This is a genomic window from Methanoregula sp. (assembly GCF_049690535.1).
Classification (GTDB): domain Archaea; phylum Halobacteriota; class Methanomicrobia; order Methanomicrobiales; family Methanospirillaceae; genus Methanoregula.
The window spans coordinates 1-18,766 of record NZ_JBAVMX010000031.1; the positions used below are offsets into that span (position 1 = coordinate 1).

The following is an 18,766-nucleotide window of genomic DNA, read 5'->3' on the forward strand; positions in this document are numbered from 1 at the left end:
GTTTTTCTGATGGTTTCATTAATCCCTTGTTACGGTTTTGCGCTGCCTTGAGGTATTCCGGTTTTAGGGGTAACCACACATCTTTTATGTACTTCTGGCACTCGGCAGACATCACGACATCGCGTTCTTTCCCACCTTTGCAATATGATCCCTTTAGATGGATGATCTGACCGTCGATGTCTTTTTCTGTGAATGCGCATACTTCGGACAATCTCATTCCTGTTGAGAGCATCAGGAGGACAGAAGCGCGTCCGATGGGAGATAAGAATTCATACAAGAACCGGACTTCATCAAGAGTAAATGCCTTGTCTCTGAACACACCCGCACGTTTTGGTATGGCCTGTCGTCGATGGGCTTTCGGTATTACGATCTCGTTGTACTCAAGATATGCCATTACGATAGAGACATAACTCCTCTTTGTGTTCTGTCCCAGACTCTCCATTATTTTTGCATCGGTGAATCTAACCACTTGTTCAACAAGGGTTTTCCGTGGTACGGTCGTAATGTATTCCTCAAGGTGATCAATATCAGTCCCTGCATACGCCGCGAACAACACGAGTGCCCGATGATAGGATTTTACAGTTCCGGGGGCACGTTTGGCCAAGTACGTGCTAACACTATACATGATAATATCTTGTTCGACGTGAAACAAGATAAACGTATGTGTAGACTGAATAAAAAACAAGATCAACAATGAGGTTGTTAATGATTTCTGAAAACCTGAAAAAACCACTCGCCTACTGGAGCGGAAAAGAACGGTATAATGGTGAAGCAGTCGACTGCCTCACGATTATTTTTGAGTCCGGGGGGTGTTCATGGTCGCGGTGCCGGATGTGCAGTTACCGCCACGAGCGGTACCGGGCACAGTCCTGTGACGAACTAGCCGGGCACCTGCACGCACAGCTGGGCTGGGTCAGGGCACAGTTTTCCCTTGACGATTTTGCGATGGTGAAGATCTTTACATCAGGGAGTTTTTTTGATCCCGCCGAAGTGCCCCCGGTGTTCCAGAGAGAGGTAGCACAGGTATTCAAGGGAAAAATTGTGATCGCAGAAAGTCGGCCGGAATTTATAACACCCGATACCATTGGAGAATTTGTTGCGGAACTGAACGACGGCACCCATACAACCCCGCTGTACTGTGCCGTGGGCCTTGAAACCACGAGCGATCCGATACGGGAAAAATGCATCAATAAAGGATTTACGTACGGAGATTTCAAAAAAGCCGCAGCTGTCGCCCATACTGTCGGGGCAGGAGTGAAAGCATACCTCCTTTTCAAACCACTCTTCATGACCGAAGCAGAGGCCGTTATAGATATGCGGTCATCGCTTGCCGAGCTTGCAGGTACCGTGGAGATGGTTTCGATGAATCCCTGCACTGTGCAGAAGCGGACCGAACTCGAACTGTACTGGAAACAGGGAGCTTATCGCCCGCCGTACCTCTGGAGCGTGCTCTCGATTTTAAAAGACGCACCAATGCATGTGACCTGCGACCCCCTTGGGGGCGGCCAGAAGAGAGGGCCGCACAACTGCGGGATATGCGATTATGAGATCACGAAAGGCATCCGCGACTATTCACTCACGGCAGACCGTGATCTTATCGGTGAGTTGCTGGATATGGAATGTACCTGCAAAAGCGAGTGGGAATACGTACTCATACATGAGCAGCCGTACTGCATGCCGTTGACACGGTAAAATTTGAAGTAAATAAAAAAGATCTGCCCTCTTACTTTTTTCCTTTGCTCTGCTTCTCGATCTGCTCGGCAAGGAGAGGGAGGAACGTCCCGGCATCGGAGACGATGCCTATTGCCTGTGTTGTGCCACGGTCCATCAGTTTTGTCACTGATGCGGGATTAATATCCACGCAGACCGTTTTCACATTCGAGGGCAGGCAGTTACCTACCGCTATCGAGTGCAGGAGGGTCGCAACCATCAGCACCATCTTGCAGCCAGGGATGTGCTGGCGCATCGCGTCCTGCGCCACCATGGTATCCTGGATCACGTCCGGCAGGGGACCGTCATCACGGATTGACCCGGCAAGGACGTAAGGCACGTTATGCTTCACGCATTCGTACATGATCCCACCGGTGAGAACCCCGGTCTCCACCGCTTTCTTTAGAGAACCGGCCCGCATGATCTCGCTGATGGCATAGATATGGTGGCGGTGCCCGCCCATCACCGGTTTTCCCGTATGTAAATCCATGCCGAGTGATGTACCATAGAGGTTGTATTCAACATCGTGGGTGGCAAGCGCGTTACCGGCAAAGAGGACATTGATGTACCCTTTTCTGATCAGTTCCGCTACCGCTTTGTCCGCACCGGTGTGGATTATCGCGGGGCCCCCGACAAGGATAATCTTACCTCCGGTTTTGTGGACCTCAATGATCTCCTTTGCTATCTGTGCAATCAGGGTTTCGCTGGGGCGTTCTGAGGAGACGGTGCCGTGCATGAACTCGAACGTGCTGCTTGTCCGGGGCCGGGCCGGATAGCTCACGAGCACCCCCTCTTCGCCGACAACAACGAGATCGCCTTTCCTGATCTTCCCAAGAGGCGTACAACGGGCCTGCTTCGTTTTGGGGTCGACGACGATTAAAAAGTCCATCTCGATATCAGCGACAGGAACCCATTCGTCTGCAAGCCTGACCTGAGTCGGGTGGTTTGTAGTCGTGTAGAATTCTTTTGGGGCGTTCCGGTCCCCGGCTGCCGGCACATAATGGACAGAGTTTACTTGGGGGAGATGGGCGCCAAGACGGTGGAGTTCCGACAGGATTGAACGCAGTTTCTCTTTATCCTGCGCCACAATTCTGAGACGGGCATAGCTGGGGTCGGTCTTTTTCTTGCCCACGTCAAAGACAAGGATCTCGAAATTTCCCCCCATGTCCATGATCCGATCGAAGAGCTGGGTCATGATACCTGAGTCGATGATATGCCCCTGAAGCTCGATCTCCTGCGACTCCACCATAATGCAGTAGTATTTGACCCCGCACCTTAATATGCATTCGTATAAATACGCCAGCATCTGCCGTTTTTTTGACGTAACGACGCGAATTGAGGCCAGTTAACAAGCAGCCCGGTGCTGCATCCCGGCAAAATCCGGGCAAAAAAGGTTACACGCTCCCATCTGTCTGCACATTCCTGAGGAATGCTTCTGCTGCCGCACGATCTTCTCGGGTATTGACGTTTATGGCAAGTCTAGGGTCGGCAAGCACCAGCTGGAGCTCATCCTGCGCTTCGGCAATCCGGTTTCCCAAAAGGATGTTGAGCCCGGTCGGGCAGGCTTCAATATCCCCGATCGTTTCACGATAGGTCATACCCCCCCGGCAGGATCGGACGAGCATTGACGGCACCCATGTTGAACAGGCATCCTTCCCGGATTCTCTGTACGCATCACGGACGGTCGTGATGATCTCTGCATCGATGCAGGGAATATCAGAAACACTCACAAAAAGCGGTTGCGTCTCTTCAAGCGCCCGGACCGTTTCAACCATATCCAGGATATAATCTGCTCCTTCAGCATCGTACGATTCAATACCGTTTGCCCGGCACCAGTTGCGGGTCATGGGAGTTTTTGGAGAGGTGGCAACAACCACGTTGCACCCGGCCAAAAGAAAGGCATCCGCCACATACCCGAGCATTGGCCGGTTGTTGATAAGGATCAGGGGTTTTTCCCCCAGGTTAAGGCGGCTGCCCGTGCCGCCGGCCATGATCAGCGCGCGCATTCAGACAATGCCTCCACAAGCAGGTCATTCTCCATACGTGTCCGCACAGCTACCCGGATGCAGGCAGGCAACCCGAATGACGTACAGTCGCGGACGATGATGCCGTGAGTTTCCAGCTGATCGCACAACGGCCCCACGAGTTGAGTGCAGTCCACGAGCAGGTAATTGACGGATGACGGATGACACCGCAGCCCGAGTTCATCGATCTTCAAAGAAAGCCTGTCACGCTCTTTCCGGATATAGTCCCGGGCCTTCTCCAGTTCATCGATATGGAGGAATGCTTCGAGGGCAAACGCCTCCGCATATGCATTTACGCTCCATGGCGGGCGGGCAGTCTCTATCTTTGCTATCAGGTCAGGATCGCCAAAACCGTATCCGAACCGGATACCGGGAACCGCAAAACTCTTGGTGAGCGATCGCAGGAGAAAGAGCGGCGGCTCGCGGACATCCACAAGGCTCTCGCGGGGATCTGCGAGTTCAATGAATGCTTCATCGACAAAGAGCGTTCCGCCATGAATTGACATGTCCCTGACACGCGCCATCAGATCAGAACGGCTGCGCAGTTCCCCGGTCGGATTATTTGGGTTGCAGACAAAAGAGACCCCGGCGGTTTCCGGATTACCTGCTGCCGATGCACCGGCAAGTCGGGCGGAGAGCGCATATTCTCCAAACGTGGGAGATTCGGTAAAATAGGTCTTTTTTCCCAAAAGAGCAACCGAACAGAAGACACGGATCAGTTCGATAGAGCCGTTCCCGACACAGATCTCATCGGGATCCCGGTGAAATGTCTGTGCGATACACTCCTTGATCCGGGCATATTCATTATCTGGATACGATGACAGGCACGCTGGATCACACTGCCAAGCAAACCGGGGTGGCAGGGGGTTGAGGCTCGCGCTGAAATCCAGCAGGTTTTTCCCGGTATTTTCCCGCTGCCGCTTTCCGGTTCCACCATGCACCACGGGTCTGGGAAAATCAACAGCCATTGAATAGTCCGTATTTTTGAAAATTACTTGGCCGGGATGTCATAAATGCGTTTGGAGTGTGGAACAGGAGCAAATCGGAAAACATATATACCATTGTGTATCATTTTGGTTTATCTGGTTAAGTCAGACACAAGAGTTCCCCTTGTCAGACATGTGAATGACAAATGACAGACACATGTCGGAAATGGAGATACAATGATGCAACGAATCACGCTCCGGTTACCCGAACAGCAGATCAACCTGCTCCAGCAGTTGGTAGATGCAGGTGAGTATCCTAACATTTCAGAAGCAGTCCGGGCTGCCGTACGCGATCTTGTTGAGAAAAGAGCAGGCCGTGTCTTAAAGGATAATGACCAGGTTTCATTCAAGGTATGAGAGGGTAGAAATGCAGAGCATTATTAACGACGCATTAAAAAATGCCGAACTTGAAAAAGAGGTAAGCAAGTCCGGTTCAAATGCACCTGATGACGATTTCCTCGGGCAGCCAAGAATTGTGATTATCGGCTGCGGTGGTGGCGGAAACAACACGGTAAATCGTATCCACCACATGGGAGTCTCCGGTGCGGAAACGATTGCGATCAACACGGACAAGCAGCACCTGGACATGATCCAGGCTGACAAGCGTGTCCTCATCGGGAAATCCCTGACCCGGGGCCTTGGTGCTGGCGGTTACCCCGATGTAGGTAAGCGGGCAGCCGAGATGGCGCGCCCGACTCTTGAGGCACTGCTTGAATCGGCAGACCTTGTATTCATCACAGCAGGTATGGGAGGAGGTACCGGTACAGGTTCAGCCCCGGTCGTTGCACAGGTTGCAAAGGAGCAGGGCGCAATCGTTGTCGGGATGGTCAGTTACCCATTCCAGGTAGAAAAGGCCCGGTTGATCCGTGCAGAAGAAGGACTTGAAGCACTTGCCGCATCAGCAGACTCAGTCATCGTCCTTGATAACAACCGGCTGAAAAACTTCGTTCCCAACCTCCCGCTCGGTCAGGCATTCTCTGTCATGGACCAGCTGATCGGTGAGACCGTCAAGGGTATTTCCGAGACCATTACCGAACCCTCACTCATCAACATCGATTACGCAGATGTCCGGGCGATCATGTCCAAGGGTGGCGTCGCATCCATGCTTGTCGGGGAGAGCAAGCAGCAGAACAAGGCAGAGAGCGTCGTCCGCGAGTGCCTGAGCAACCCCATGCTCGATATCGATTACCGCGGCGCAACCGGCAGCCTGATCCATATCACCGGTGGTACCGATCTTACCCTGCAGGATGCAGAAGAAGTCGCAACCTCACTCACGTACGAGCTCGACCCGCACGCAGATGTGATCTGGGGGGCCCGCGTCAGGCCCGACATGGAAGGCAAAATCCGTGTGCTGGCCATCATGACCGGTGTCAAGAGCGCCCAGATTCTTGGGACACGCCAGTCCTACAAGACCATGGTTCAGGAGATGGACGCCAAACGTTCCAGCCCGAAACAGGTTGAGATGCCCCAGAGCAGACGTGCTGCTCCGAAGGACCAGACCAGCGGTGGCGGCGTTCTTGAATGGGTCGGTTAAGTGTCGGTGAAGTACCCCACGCACAACAAATAAAAAACAAATATCCGTGATTTGGAGGTGGCGGCACCATGCCACCACCCCCACTAGTTTTAGATTACGTTTCCTGCAAGCATTTCCTCACTTCCGGGGGCGTCACCGGTATTCTCATCCGAAGGCCGGCGAAACGCTTAATAGGAGTCCCCTCCTTTAAAATATAGTACATTCGACCAGATCATCTGAAGGGAGAATGGAGGACGACATCCCGTGCATGGGTGTCATCCGTGTACCGGGAGTTGAACATCATGAACCGTGTGTCGAACAAAGACTTCTCATGGAAGTCTTGCAAACATTCAATGCAACGATCCTTTTCTGATGTTTTTCGCCCTGCATCCTGCATGCAGAGCGGTTACAAGAGAGATGCGCATGAACTACCGCGCATGCTCTTGTCGGTTACTGCCTCTGACACTGTGATTGCACCTCCCTTTACTGGAAATATGATGAGGAGTGGTAACGCATGTTGAATGACCTAATGGAAAAGCGAAAGAAGATTCTCGCCGAGTCTGAACAGCACAAGAACAGCAGAAACGAGCTCAATGCCACCGCCAGCAAATCTGCGCGGGAGAGGAACACGCTCAACAACCAGACCCGGGAGTTTGTGGAAGAAGCGCAGAAGAACAAGGATCTCCGTGACAAGTACAACCAGGATGTCCTTGACCAGAAAGCGCAGCGCAACGACTTAAACGACAAGGCAAATGTGCTGTTTGAAGATATCGAAGCCTTCAAAAAAGAGCACGGGACGCTCAAGAACCGGGGGATCAAGGAACTCCAGAAGCAGATTGAGTATATGGAGTACCGGCAGCAGACTGAGGTCTTCACTACCGATAAAGAGCGCGAGCTCATCGAGAAAATCAAACAGATGAAAGGCCAGGTCAAGGAGCAGGAAGCCGAACTCGAGCAGAACAAAGAGATGCGCACGAAGATCACCTCTGCACGGGATTTTCGCAAGATGGCCTCAGACCTCCATGCAAAAGTAACCGAACTTGCCGAACTCGCCCAGAAACACCATGACCTGATGGTTGAATCCTACCGGAAGGCAGACAAGTCGCGCGAGGCAGCGGACGCAGCCCACAAGAGCTTTGTCGAGGCCCAGGAATCAGCCGATGCCGAACACAAGTCCTTTATTGCCTGCCAGAAAGAACTGCGCGATTATGACAAGGTCATCTCAGGCCTGCGCAAGAAGACCAAAAAGGTCAAAGTAACAAAAGAGCAGAAAGCAGTCCGTCAGGAAGCCGAGCACCTGTTCAAGAACTTCCGGGCCGGCGAAAAACTTACCACCGACGACATCCTGCTGCTCCAGCGTTCAAAACTCATCTGATTCCATATTATCCCGCTTTTTTTTCTTAAGCAATAATTTAATAGATTTACGGTGATTTTATTATACCAATGACAGAGGGTCGGACTCTCGTCCTGAGCGTAGACCGGGACGATGATATCGGATGGAAGGCGAAGATCGAAAGCCCGGTCGTCGGCAGGCAGGAGTGCCTGAAGGCTGCTGATACGCTTGCTCTCGCAGACCCGGAAGATTCTGATGTCAATGCGATCTTTTCCGCGGTAAAAATCTACGATGAACTGATCGCAAAAGGTGAAGAAGCCGTCGTCGCAGTAATTGCCGGTAACCACCTGCACATGATCGAAGGAGACCGTAAGATCGCAGCAACCCTTGATGATGTGATAAAGGACACAAAACCGACAAACTGCATCCTTGTCTCTGATGGCGCAGAAGATGAATATGTTATACCGATCATCCAGTCCCGGCTGCCGGTTGCAAGCATCCGGCGCGTGATTGTCAACCAGATGCCCAACCTAGAGGGGACATACTACATCTTAAAAAAACTCCTTGACGATCCCAAGATCTCCAGAGTGGTATTCGTTCCCTTGGGCCTTGCCATGCTGTTGTACGCAACTGCATTTATTCTCGGGTACCCGGGAACGGCAACCATTATTGTTATCGGCGTGATCGGGATGTACCTACTCTATAAGGGATTTGGCTTGGACGAATTTATTCACGGAATTATAAATGCACTCCGGGCGTCCATGTCCCGGGGCAAATTTTCCTTTGTCACGTACTCGACTACTATCGTACTCGTGCTTATCGGCTTTACCATCGGCATTTTCACAGTCCTGAATTATTATTCATCAGATGACAGTATGGGGATTCTCCTGTACGTCATGAGTTTCATTTACGGGGCAATCCTGTGGCTGATCGTTGCCGGCCTGATCACATCGGTCGGTGTTATTATCGATGTGTATTTCAATGAACGGGAAAACTTGGCAAAAGTCATTGTCTTCCCATTCTTTGTTACGGCAATCGGACTCATCCTGTACGGTGGCAGCGCCTATATTCTCGCAGTCAACAGCGTTCCTGACTTCCCCATAAAATCTGCAGCAGCCGGAATGTATATCATGTACTCCACATTCTTCGGGCTCGCATGTGCGATTGTCGGTGCGGTCATCCAGTATTTTGTCGCGAAACGACTGTCCGAAGAGCAAAAAGAAGCCATCATAGAAACCATGTGAGCCGGGTCCGATTTGTTACAGTTTTTATCGGGACATTTTTTTGTTGCGGGAAAATCCCACCGTGTTTTAGAAAAGAGATAATAATCAGGGCATATCTTGTTTTTTTGAGGATAAACTTAAACGGGGTTATCCCCATTTACAGGTAATTATGAAAAAATCCCGGACTACTTCCGGCCATTCCTGTTATGTGGACAAGTTTATTTTCATAAAGGGCACATAAATCCCGGAATGCCGACCATGCAGGACAATCATCTCCTGCATGCAAACCCGGGCACTATCTCACGTTTGGAAACCTCTAAAAAACGCATTCAAACGTAAAATGCACGTTATTCAGGCGGGGGAGAGACAGTGTCAGACGGAGATACAGGCAACGGCACCTGCGATCCGGTACTGTTCACAGGGATGGTCGAAAAATATCCCATCCCGTCAGGGAACAGATTGGTATTGGTATAATTCCGCACGACCTGGGGGGATGCAACAGTCAGTTTCGGGATGATGACGTTGAACTGGTGGGAAGGATACCAGTAGATCCCATTTCCGTACGAGTATGCAACTCCGTCCACCACGAACTGGGCATCGGAGAGATCGATGTGCTGCATCTGGGCGTCGTCATAATTGAGGATTTTTAATAATTTGTTTTTTAAATCCTGTTTTCCGAGCAAGAAGAAAATGAGTCGTGTACCCTCATCGACAGAATAATGAACATTGACGAGTGCCGTATCATTCTGCAGCTGGATCTGCACGGAATCGACGGTGATATACCCGTACCGTTCATCATTTGCCGCTACCGCTGGCGCAATAATGAGACCGATGCAGATGATACAGAGAAGTGCGGCAGCACGTACACTCATAGCACTATAAATTCGAATGAGCCAGTTAAATGGTTTACGGTTGTATGCGTGGATAATATTGACATCACAGGTTAAACCGCTCCCGACCAAGCTTCAGGAGCCACTAAAAAAGTTATTTGTTTGCCGCAAGAACGATTTCGATACTCGAAACATTGGTCTTACCGGAATCGGTGTCAATGACTTCGGTCGAGATGATAATATCCTTTTTTGTTACACCCTCAAGGAACCGGTTTAAGGAGATCTCCGCCGTATCGACAGCCCGCGAGATCGCCTTGCCACGGGCTTTGATGGCAACCTCGCCAGCCCCGTTGTTAAATTGTGTTACGACTGCAAGCACATAGTTCATGACCGGCTTATTTCCTACAAACACGGTGTTTTCCTTCATCGGTTGCAGGGTAGGCTGCATGGTGGTTTCCATAGAGATCACAGGTACTTCTTTTTGGTTATCAGTTCTGCATTCAGCACGCTTGCTCCCGCTGCCCCGCGAATGGTGTTGTGTCCCATAGCCACAAACCGGAGACCCTCCCTCAGCCGGCCGACCGATACGGTCATGCCATGGCCCCGCATGCGGTCGAGCCGTGGCTGGGGGCGGTCATCTTCAGAGAACAGATGAACGGATTCCGCCGGCTGGGTCGGCAGGCCCTTGATAGGCGGCTTATAATCGGCATAGGCTTTTTTTACCTTTTCAACTGGTTCTTTGATATCCACCCAGACCGCCATGGTGTGTCCGTCAATCACCGGTACCCGGTGGCAGCTGGCACTCACTTTAAACGGTGCATCGGCCACCTTTTTGCCTTTTAAGGTACCCATGATCTTGAGGGTCTCAGATTCCATCTTCTCCTCTTCATTGCCGATATAGGGAATAACGTTATCATAGATAGCCATTGCCGCAACGCCCGCAAATCCGGCTCCCGAGATTGCCTGCATCGTGGCAACCCGGATGTCGGCAAACTTGAATTTTCGCAACGGCGCAAGAGCGGTGACCAGCATGATGGTCGAGCAATTAGGGTTGGTCACGATAAAACCATTCCTGCCGGCATCCCGCTGGACATCGATCAGACCGAGATGATCAGGGTTGACCTCTGGCACCACAAGAGGAATGGTCGGTTCCATCCGGTGCGAACTGGCGTTACTGCAGACCGCGATCCCCGCATCGGCAAATTTGTTCTCGACATCCAGCGCAATTTCCGCAGGAAGTGCTGAAAAGACCAGATCCACATCCTTCATCGCCAAAGGATCAATATTTACAACTTTGAGTTTGGCGATATTTTCCGGGAACGGCGTTTCAAGGCGCCAGTTTACCACTTTTCCGTACTGCTTTCCCGCACTGCGTTCCGAGGCCGCGAGTGTTGTCAGATTGAACCATGGATGATCCGCCAGAAGTTCGACAAATCGCTGACCAACCGCGCCCGTAGCTCCGAGCACTCCAACATTGATCATAGGTGACAGGTCCTGTGTGTATTTTGTATTTCCCGTTTGAGATGATGGCGGGTTGTAAAATCCCATTTCACCTGCGATAATAAAAACATTGTTTTTTAGAGTTTATACAGATAAACACAATAAAAAGCCGGAAATTTTTTTATCAGAGGTCCGGGGAAGGTTAAGGGTTGAACAAAAATGAACCCCATCACAGGATGAGATTCTGTCATCCGGCACAATGTCTGGTGCGGCAGTTAAAAAGAGCAATCAATAAATAAAATTTTATTCCATGTGGATAGCTTCTGAAGGACACGCATCCACGCAGGTCTCGCAGTCCACACACATGTCCTTGTCAACCTTCGCCTTCTCGTTCTCCATCGAGATCGCAGACGCCGGGCATTCACTCACGCAGGTTTCACAACCAGTACATTTTGTTATATCAACAACAGCTACCAAACTGTTCACTCCATCGTTATTATGCGGCCAAAGATAAAAAATAGGTTTCGATTTGTACAGGTGTCAAAAGAGAAAAATGATTATTTTTTTTGCAGGCCAAGGACATCGTTCATGCCATAGATTCCCGGCTTTTTACCGGCAACCCACCGGGCCGCCCGCAGGGCACCGCTTGCAAAGACCGACCGGTCATAGGCCCGGTGGGAAAGTTCTATTGTCTCGAAGTTCTTCGAAAACATCACCGAATGATCGCCCACAATATCCCCGCCACGGATCACATGGACGCCAATCTCGTTTCCGCGTTCCATCATACCTTCCCGACCGTAGAGTTTTTTGCGCGACCCGACCTCCTCATCAAGGATCTGCAGGATCGTTTTTGCCGTGCCGCTCGGGGCATCCTTCTTGTTCCGGTGGTGCGCCTCGATCACCTCGATATCGTAATCCCCGAGCATTTTTCCGGCCTCCCTTACGAGCTGCCAGAATATATTGACCCCGACCGAGAAGTTGCTTGAGATCACGGCAGGCACGTGACATTCTATAGCTGCTGCCATCTCTTTTCTCTGTTCCGGGGTAAAACCGGTTGTCCCGACAATGAGCGCAACGTTATTTTTTGCCGCCGCTTTCACATTCCCTACAGCGGCCTGCGCTATGGTAAAATCGATCAGCACATCAGGTTTCTTGTTCTTAAGGAGCGTCTCGATATCCTGTGTCGCAACAATATCGACTCCGAAAAAGGTACCGGGCCGTAGATCGACTCCTCCGACAAGTTCCAGATCCTGCGATTCTTTGACCATTCTCCCGATGGTCTGGCCCATACGGCCGGATGCACCACAGACGGCAACTTTGATCATGTCCGGTTCACCGCCGGGTTTTCTTCACGGGCAGTTTCTTCTTTTTTCCCGCTGATCCTGCCCCCGCAGTTTTCTTTGCGGCTGGTATGGTCGCGAGAATTTTTTTGAGGGCTGCAGTTTTATTCTCATCGAGATTGTCGAGCGGCAGCCGGACCGGGCCCCCTGCCATTCCCATAAGTTCCACAGCTTTTTTTACCGGTATTGGATTTGTGTCGATAAACATCGACCGGAAGAGCGGCGAGAGTGCATAGTGCAGGGCCAGCGCTTTCTTCCAGTCGCCTTTGTCTGCCGCCTCGCACATGGCAACCATACGTGCCGGATCCACATTTGCCGCGACCGATATAACACCGGTACCACCGAGCGCCATAATCGGGAGGGTCAGGCTGTCGTCACCGGAGATCACGGCAAAGTCCTCATCCTGCGTCAGCTCGATGATCCGCGAGATCTGGCCGACGTTCCCGCTGGCTTCTTTGATCCCGACAATGTTCGGGTGCTTTGCAAGCTCTGCGATAAGATCGGGTTCAAGGTTCTGGCCTGTACGGCCTGGAACGTTATAGATAACCACAGGAATGTCAAGGTCTGCAAGTTTCGTGTAATGTTTGACAAGCCCCGCGCGGTTGGGTTTATTATAATACGGGCTGATGACGAGCACGCCATCCGCGCCGGTGTCCTTTGCCGCCTTAGTAAGGATGACTGCTTCCGCCGTGTTGTTCGAACCTGTTCCTGCAAGGACAGGCACCTTGCCGTTGACTGTATCAATCGTGACACTGACGACTTTTTCATGCTCCTTAAAGGAGAGCGTGGCCGACTCACCGGTCGAGCCGCAGGGCACGATCCCGTGGATACCACAGGAGAGAAGATACAGAATGTTTCGTTCAAGACCCTGTACGTCAAGGTCCGTCGCGGAATTACGTTTAAAAGGGGTAATTATTGCGGGAAGGACACCTTCGAACATAACGAGAGTTATGCGTGTCTTTTTGTATTAATTTTTCTTGTTATGTATCCGGCCACCCGGTTCCTGACGCGTTTGCTGTCGATCGATGCCGATGCTGATAGCTGCTGCTTGTTCGCATCGAAACTGTTCGAAAAGTTCTCCCTCTGCTTGGCCAGAAGTGCGGTACCGAGGGTCTTAATATACGATGGCTTTATTCCCATGGAGTATTCCTCAAAGTTCTATATGTATAATGCGGTTCGACAACATAATAATATTCCCCGCGACAATAGAGGGGTTCTCGCCAAAAAGGTGGATAACTGCGGTCTGGGGGGTTTTGCCCGGAGCCACGATAACCTCAGGAACACCTTCCCTGCAGCAAGACGCCACACCCCAGTCCATCGTGCTGACACCGGGGGGCTGTCCCCGGATGTCCATGGTGCAACACTCAAGGAACATCTCCTCAAGCACGCAGCGGACCGCATCTGAATACCGGATCGTTGCCGCACAACGCATTTCCGGATCGAATTTTGAGGCAGTAAGAATAATTTTTGCAATCCCTGCATCGGCGCCAAACCCACAAGCCCCCGCGGCCCGGACACCGTTGTCCCGCACCACGAGACCGCCCGCGACAGCAGCGATACCCGCATGATCGCGGGCTCCGGTGATCGCATACCCTATATTTGTCCCGGCACCGGCAACCAGCCGGGAGTCCATCGATTCTTCCAAGAGGACGACGGAACGCGAGAGCCGGGTAAGCACATCGTTTCTCTGCTGGTCCGGGCTGATCATAGTATCCTCACATTCTGTTGATCCGGGATACTTTTATGTTCTTCCCGGGTTACCTGGAGTCAGATCAGACCAAGTTCTCCGCGTATTCTCATCAGTCCGTCAATTGCAACAGCATAGAACTCCGGCAGCGCAAGGATCGGCGCAATGAGCGCGATGCGGGACCGGTCGCACCCGGCGGCAAAAGACTTTTCTTTTGCTTTTTTTGTCACCGTCTTTACGGTCACGTCCGAGAGCCTGCCACCTTTCACGAGCGCACATGCGGTGACAAGACCCGAGGCACTGTCTGCTGCCTGCAGCGCAACCTCGATCGGCAGGTCATAGGTTCCCAAAAAGAGGAAGTGGTTGTGCCGCCAAACAATTCCGGCCAGATCGGGATCTATCCCATGCTCCGTGAGAATCTCCGCACCCTTCGCTCCGTGCAGCTGCATATCCCCGTGGATAAGTTCGAAATCGATATCGTGCAGGATACCGATCGTTTCCCAGAGGTCTTCATCCTCACCGAGACGCGCGGCAAGCGCTCTCATCACGGCACCCGTCGCAAGGCAGTGTTTTTTAAGCCCGTCTTCATGGACATACAGGCACAGCAGGGCAATCGCAGCGGAACGTTCCATGGACGACATTTATGCCAGCCGGGAACATCAGCATAACGGTCCGCCCTCACGGATATGCATATAACGAATAAACACCAAAATGGACTGGATGGATGCACGACTGCTAGATGTCCTAATTGGTGTGACCGGTTTTGTGGTTCTGGTCATTCTTCTCGCGGTGCTCCCGCTGGTCATCAGCGCCGGGCCGGCCTATATTATCGCGATCGTCATATTTATCCTGTTCCTCTCCTTTGCAGGATACCGGGTCAACGAAAAGATCACCTGAAATACACGAAATCGTTTTTTTAGGCTCTGGTGAAGATCCACAGAACACTCACCACCCGTTAAGGTTTCAGGAAACGATCGCGGAAAAAAATCTGTTAGCGGAACGATCCGGCTCTCCACGGTTACGTGCGGTGGCACAATCGCGATTTTGCTCTTTTTTCACCCTCGCCCTGACGTGCAGCAGTTTGTAATTTTACAGCTGAACGGTAAAGTTACAACTCAGCGGTAAGGTTAAGTACTGCGCAGATCCGGATTTTTTAATGCGCTCGAAAAATACATTCCGTTTATTGAGAGGAACCGGGTTTTCTCCGTAATCTTTATTCAGGAATTTTTCAGATTTTTATCAGGAACCTGCGGTTTTGTAGGTGCAGGTTTAAAGGGTCTTGATTTTTTTGCCTTGTAGTAACTGAGCGGGTGACTAATCTTTTCACAGAGCGGATCGCGATGGACGCAGAGACCGGTTGTCTGCATCGCGGCACACGCTGGTGTCGTGTACTCGGTGCTGGACCCCCCGCGTCCCGTGATATGCTCGACCTGGTACATCGTCTTCTCGATATCGAAGTCCGGGGACCGGGCATAGAGTTCCGCAATCCCGGTCGTGTCCATGCCGATATTATGGAGAAATGCAGTCAGCGAGAACCTGCCGGCGTGCGTGAGGTTAATGCCTGCTGCAAGTGCGGAAACAAGCGCCTGCATGCAGGGTGGGAATGCACCTTCTTCAACTTTCCCGAACTGCCGCAGCATCTGTTCCTGGTATGCCTTCTTGATCTCCGCTGCTCTCGGAGCAAGCAGTTCGCAGATATCCTTTGGCACCCGGTGCGGGAGGTCGCGGCGCAGGAGCACGCGGATGCGTTCCCTCAGGAGTTCGTACCGTTCGTTTTTGTTGATTGTAACAAAACCCCGTACCACATTTCGGTTAACGAGACGGTACCGGTCATCATGCAGGGGTGCGACAAGCTCCACATAATCGGGGACCGGCATCCGGTCCTGCGCGATCCTGATTCCCAATTCGTCGGCAATTGTAGTCCACAAACGTGAATACTCACCATCCTCCTGCACGTAACTGCTGTTCCACTCCTCTTCATTCACGAGAAAATAATAGGCACGGTCTGCCTCGTACCGGGTCAGCCGGTCTATGAGTTGTTTATCATTGACGCAGGAGGCAATGATCCGGGCCAGTACATACGCGGCGATCTCATCCTCTGGGGTGTCGCTCACTTCGGGGACTCGGGTCTTTTTTGGGGTTACTGCGTCCTGGATCCGGGAAACCGCAAGCGAGACCAGGGCCTCGCCTTTGGAAGTGCCAAGAAGCGTACCAAGCGATACAAAACGGGCCCTGATAGGATCCTGGGCTTTTTTTAAAAACGGAAAATGGGAAAGTTCCTTGCCGGAAGGCTCAAATTCCATTCAGTCAGCCTCAATCCGGGGCGCAAGCAGGTACTCAACGTGCCCGTTGCCGCCCGCAATATCAAAAGAGAACCGGACCGGGTGATCCACGCCAAGGCAGACCTCGACTTCAGAAGCATGTGACATTACTTTGCCCATATCCCTGAGATAGTCAAGGGAAAAGAGCGAACGTGCCTCGACCGGGGTCAGCGATTTGAGCTCGTCTTTTCCGAACTCGCGCTGGATATGATCGGTATCGCCTTCTGCCACCATGTAAAAAGTCTGGTCTTTGGGGTTGATCCCCATGGCAATCTTGTCCGATATCACCGCAGCCGCCTTGATTGCGTTGTTGAGATCTTCACCGGAGATCACAATCTTACCCGGGAGGTTGATAGTCGGGGAGTTGGGATCTTTTCTGATGGTATTCGTATCCAGAAGGGTAATCGAGTAGTGGTAACCATGGACACTGACTGCCATTTTCTGGGCATTATCCCCCAGTTCGAGGCTGATGAGGTCGCCTTTCCCACCCATATTGAAGATATTCTTCATCTTGTTGATATCAACGCCAATTTCGCTCTGCGTTGCCTTGAATGTATCAAACGCCTCTTTATTGAGCGTGAATGCAATCATGGCGACATTTGCAGTGTCCACCGCACGGGTGGAGATGCTGTCTTCTGCCGTGTGCAGCCGGCACTCGGGAACGAGTGCTGAGATCGCGTCAATGGCCTCCCGGAATATCTCTGCGTCAATGGTTGCTTTTAACATCGCTTTCCCCTTAACAACTGTCTTATACAGTATATCGTCATACTTTAATTATAGCGTTTTGGGTTCGATTCGCTTTATTTTTTGGGGATGAATGAATATGGGATCACAATGGTCACGGGATAAAGTGTATCTTCGGGCAAAACAGGAGGGCTTTCGATCCCGGGCATCGTACAAACTCATCGAGATACAGAAAAAATTTGCCATCATCCGCAGGGACGACAACATTATCGATCTGGGTGCCGCCCCCGGGAGCTGGCTTCAGGTGCTGCGCACGCTCACGGACGGGAGAGTCCTTGGGATAGATTTAAACCCGATTGCGGCCCTCGATGGGATCGAGACCATTGAAGGCGACCTTACCGACCCGGCCATTCAGGCACAGGCACAGGCACTGCTCGGTACTGTCAGTGTGGTGGTCTGCGATGCAGCCCCAAAACTTTCCGGCCACAGGAGTTACGACCAGGTACGGGCCATCGCCCTTGGCGAAGAAGCCCTGGTCTTTGCCTGCCACGTATTAAAGCCCGGTGGCAATTTTGTGATAAAATCGTTCCAGGGCACGGATTTCCCCGAATTGTTAAACCAGATCAAAGAGCACTTTTTTGTGGTAAAGACCTACTCAACCATGGCCACCCGGAAAGGAAGTACGGAACTGTATATCGTTGGGAAAAACTTCAAGGGTTGAATACGCCCCATGACACAAGCGCTCAGGGATTCCTACGGACGACCGGTGACCAATCTCCGTATCAGTCTCACCTCGCGGTGCAACCTTTCCTGTATCTACTGCCATGCCGAAGGCGAGAAGAATCCCGAGTCCGAGATGAGCGCGGAAGAGATCATCGATATCATGGAGATCGCGGCAAAGTTCGGGATCAAAAGCATAAAATTCACCGGCGGGGAACCCCTCATCCGGCCGGATATCCTGAAGATCATCCGGGCAGTTCCGAAAGGCATTGAATGCTCTATTACCACAAACGGCATCCTGCTTGCAGATATGGCGGCGGAGTTAAAAGCCGCCGGGCTCCGCAGGGTTAATGTCAGCCTCGACAGCCTGAACCCGGACACCTACAAACGGATCACCGGAAGCGACCGGCTCAGCGAGGTTCTTGCCGGCATTGATGCGGCACTTCGGGTCGGACTCACTCCGGTCAAATTCAACATGGTCGTCCTTCATGGCATCAACGATAACGAGATTGATGATTTCCTTGCGTATGTGAGGAACAACCGCAATCTCGTCCTCCAGCTCATCGAACTGATGCATTTCAACAACTGCGAGTACCACGGCGACTTGAACAGCGTCGAGAATAACCTTGCCGCACGATCGGAACAGATCCTCACGCGCCGGATGCATCACCGGAAAAAATACTGCCTGGATGGTGCCGAGGTCGAGGTCGTGCGCCCGCTACACAACACCGAGTTCTGTGCATTCTGCAACCGGCTCAGGGTAACTTCAGACGGAAAACTCAAACCCTGCCTGCTGCGGACGGACAACCATGTCACCATCCGGGGCAAAAAAGGCGCCGAACTTGAAGCACTCTTCCAGGAAGCGGCTGCAAGACGGGAACCGTTTTTCAAATAGATTCTTCCCGCAAACAACGAGCATTCTTACCGGTGAGCTGGACACTGGTGTGCGGGAATA

The 18,766-nt window shown here is 51.8% G+C and carries 23 protein-coding genes; 8 read left to right on the forward strand and 15 right to left on the reverse strand.

Going from position 1 to position 18,766, the window contains the following annotated elements:
* A partial coding sequence (locus WCE46_RS02225; protein ID WP_424732072.1) for a site-specific integrase occupies positions 1-625 on the reverse strand: 625 nt, incomplete at its 3' end.
* An 80-nt stretch (positions 626-705) separates the two neighbouring features.
* Between WCE46_RS02225 and WCE46_RS02230 the strand changes: the two genes are divergently transcribed.
* A complete protein-coding gene (locus WCE46_RS02230) occupies positions 706-1,692 on the forward strand; it encodes an archaeosine biosynthesis radical SAM protein RaSEA (RefSeq protein ID WP_424732073.1) in 987 nt (328 codons plus the stop codon).
* A gap of 31 nt (positions 1,693-1,723) precedes the next feature.
* Here WCE46_RS02230 and WCE46_RS02235 read toward each other — a convergent pair whose 3' ends face one another.
* The 3 genes from WCE46_RS02235 to WCE46_RS02245 form a co-directional block, all read right to left on the reverse strand.
* Positions 1,724-2,959, reverse strand: a complete 1,236-nt coding sequence (locus WCE46_RS02235) for a TIGR00300 family protein (RefSeq protein WP_424732074.1) — start codon at positions 2,957-2,959, stop codon at positions 1,724-1,726.
* Positions 2,960-3,104: 145 nt separating this feature from the next.
* On the reverse strand, positions 3,105-3,716 hold the full coding sequence (locus tag WCE46_RS02240; RefSeq protein WP_424732075.1) for an NTP transferase domain-containing protein: 612 nt from the start codon (positions 3,714-3,716) through the stop codon (positions 3,105-3,107).
* Positions 3,704-4,702, reverse strand: coding sequence for a pyridoxal phosphate-dependent aminotransferase (locus tag WCE46_RS02245; RefSeq protein ID WP_424732076.1), 999 nt, complete (start codon positions 4,700-4,702; stop codon positions 3,704-3,706). Before WCE46_RS02245 ends, WCE46_RS02240 begins: the two co-directional genes overlap by 13 nt.
* Before the next feature lie 195 nt (positions 4,703-4,897).
* Between WCE46_RS02245 and WCE46_RS02250 the strand changes: the two genes are divergently transcribed.
* The 4 genes from WCE46_RS02250 to WCE46_RS02265 all read left to right on the forward strand — a co-directional run bounded on the left by WCE46_RS02250 (position 4,898) and on the right by WCE46_RS02265 (position 8,810).
* Positions 4,898-5,077 carry a ribbon-helix-helix domain-containing protein gene (locus tag WCE46_RS02250; protein WP_424732077.1) on the forward strand — a complete coding sequence of 60 codons (180 nt, stop codon included), beginning with the start codon at positions 4,898-4,900 and terminating at the stop codon, positions 5,075-5,077.
* A gap of 10 nt (positions 5,078-5,087) precedes the next feature.
* Positions 5,088-6,254, forward strand: coding sequence for a cell division protein FtsZ (gene ftsZ / locus WCE46_RS02255; protein ID WP_424732078.1), 1,167 nt, complete (start codon positions 5,088-5,090; stop codon positions 6,252-6,254).
* A 493-nt stretch (positions 6,255-6,747) separates the two neighbouring features.
* Positions 6,748-7,608: a coiled-coil protein gene (locus WCE46_RS02260; protein WP_424732079.1), complete on the forward strand. Its 861-nt coding sequence runs from the start codon at positions 6,748-6,750 to the stop codon at positions 7,606-7,608.
* A 68-nt stretch (positions 7,609-7,676) separates the two neighbouring features.
* On the forward strand, positions 7,677-8,810 hold the full coding sequence (locus WCE46_RS02265; RefSeq protein WP_424732080.1) for a DUF373 family protein: 1,134 nt from the start codon (positions 7,677-7,679) through the stop codon (positions 8,808-8,810).
* A 326-nt stretch (positions 8,811-9,136) separates the two neighbouring features.
* On the opposite strand, the gene WCE46_RS02270 is transcribed toward WCE46_RS02265, so the two are convergent.
* The 9 genes from WCE46_RS02270 to WCE46_RS02310 all read right to left on the reverse strand — a co-directional run bounded on the left by WCE46_RS02270 (position 9,137) and on the right by WCE46_RS02310 (position 14,718).
* Complete coding sequence (locus WCE46_RS02270; protein WP_424732081.1) at positions 9,137-9,661, reverse strand: hypothetical protein; 525 nt, start codon at positions 9,659-9,661, stop codon at positions 9,137-9,139.
* Positions 9,662-9,773: 112 nt separating this feature from the next.
* A complete protein-coding gene (gene albA / locus WCE46_RS02275; RefSeq protein ID WP_424732175.1) occupies positions 9,774-10,079 on the reverse strand; it encodes a DNA-binding protein Alba in 306 nt (101 codons plus the stop codon).
* Between the two features lie 5 nt (positions 10,080-10,084).
* Entirely contained in the window at positions 10,085-11,101 is a 1,017-nt protein-coding gene (asd, locus tag WCE46_RS02280; protein ID WP_424732082.1) for an aspartate-semialdehyde dehydrogenase, read from the reverse strand.
* A gap of 261 nt (positions 11,102-11,362) precedes the next feature.
* Positions 11,363-11,536, reverse strand: a complete 174-nt coding sequence (locus WCE46_RS02285; protein ID WP_424732176.1) for a 4Fe-4S binding protein — start codon at positions 11,534-11,536, stop codon at positions 11,363-11,365.
* An 80-nt stretch (positions 11,537-11,616) separates the two neighbouring features.
* Positions 11,617-12,384: a 4-hydroxy-tetrahydrodipicolinate reductase gene (dapB, locus tag WCE46_RS02290; RefSeq protein WP_424732083.1), complete on the reverse strand. Its 768-nt coding sequence runs from the start codon at positions 12,382-12,384 to the stop codon at positions 11,617-11,619.
* Between the two features lie 7 nt (positions 12,385-12,391).
* On the reverse strand, positions 12,392-13,339 hold the full coding sequence (gene dapA / locus WCE46_RS02295) for a 4-hydroxy-tetrahydrodipicolinate synthase (protein WP_424732084.1): 948 nt from the start codon (positions 13,337-13,339) through the stop codon (positions 12,392-12,394).
* Positions 13,340-13,347: 8 nt separating this feature from the next.
* Entirely contained in the window at positions 13,348-13,539 is a 192-nt protein-coding gene (locus WCE46_RS02300; RefSeq protein ID WP_424732085.1) for a 30S ribosomal protein S17e, read from the reverse strand.
* A gap of 10 nt (positions 13,540-13,549) precedes the next feature.
* On the reverse strand, positions 13,550-14,107 hold the full coding sequence (locus WCE46_RS02305; protein WP_424732086.1) for a thiamine-phosphate synthase family protein: 558 nt from the start codon (positions 14,105-14,107) through the stop codon (positions 13,550-13,552).
* A 59-nt stretch (positions 14,108-14,166) separates the two neighbouring features.
* Entirely contained in the window at positions 14,167-14,718 is a 552-nt protein-coding gene (locus WCE46_RS02310) for an HDIG domain-containing metalloprotein (protein WP_424732087.1), read from the reverse strand.
* A gap of 79 nt (positions 14,719-14,797) precedes the next feature.
* On the opposite strand from WCE46_RS02310, the gene WCE46_RS02315 reads away from it, so the two are divergent.
* On the forward strand, positions 14,798-14,983 hold the full coding sequence (locus WCE46_RS02315; protein WP_424732088.1) for a hypothetical protein: 186 nt from the start codon (positions 14,798-14,800) through the stop codon (positions 14,981-14,983).
* Between the two features lie 320 nt (positions 14,984-15,303).
* Here the strand turns inward: WCE46_RS02315 and priL are convergent, their stop codons facing one another.
* Together priL and WCE46_RS02325 are read right to left on the reverse strand one after the other, a co-directional pair.
* On the reverse strand, positions 15,304-16,389 hold the full coding sequence (gene priL / locus WCE46_RS02320; RefSeq protein WP_424732089.1) for a DNA primase regulatory subunit PriL: 1,086 nt from the start codon (positions 16,387-16,389) through the stop codon (positions 15,304-15,306).
* Entirely contained in the window at positions 16,390-17,133 is a 744-nt protein-coding gene (locus tag WCE46_RS02325) for a DNA polymerase sliding clamp (RefSeq protein ID WP_424732090.1), read from the reverse strand.
* A 97-nt stretch (positions 17,134-17,230) separates the two neighbouring features.
* Between WCE46_RS02325 and WCE46_RS02330 the strand changes: the two genes are divergently transcribed.
* Together WCE46_RS02330 and moaA are read left to right on the forward strand one after the other, a co-directional pair.
* On the forward strand, positions 17,231-17,812 hold the full coding sequence (locus WCE46_RS02330) for an RlmE family RNA methyltransferase (RefSeq protein WP_424732091.1): 582 nt from the start codon (positions 17,231-17,233) through the stop codon (positions 17,810-17,812).
* A gap of 9 nt (positions 17,813-17,821) precedes the next feature.
* Positions 17,822-18,706: a GTP 3',8-cyclase MoaA gene (gene moaA / locus WCE46_RS02335; protein ID WP_424732092.1), complete on the forward strand. Its 885-nt coding sequence runs from the start codon at positions 17,822-17,824 to the stop codon at positions 18,704-18,706.
* Positions 18,707-18,766 lie beyond the last annotated feature (60 nt).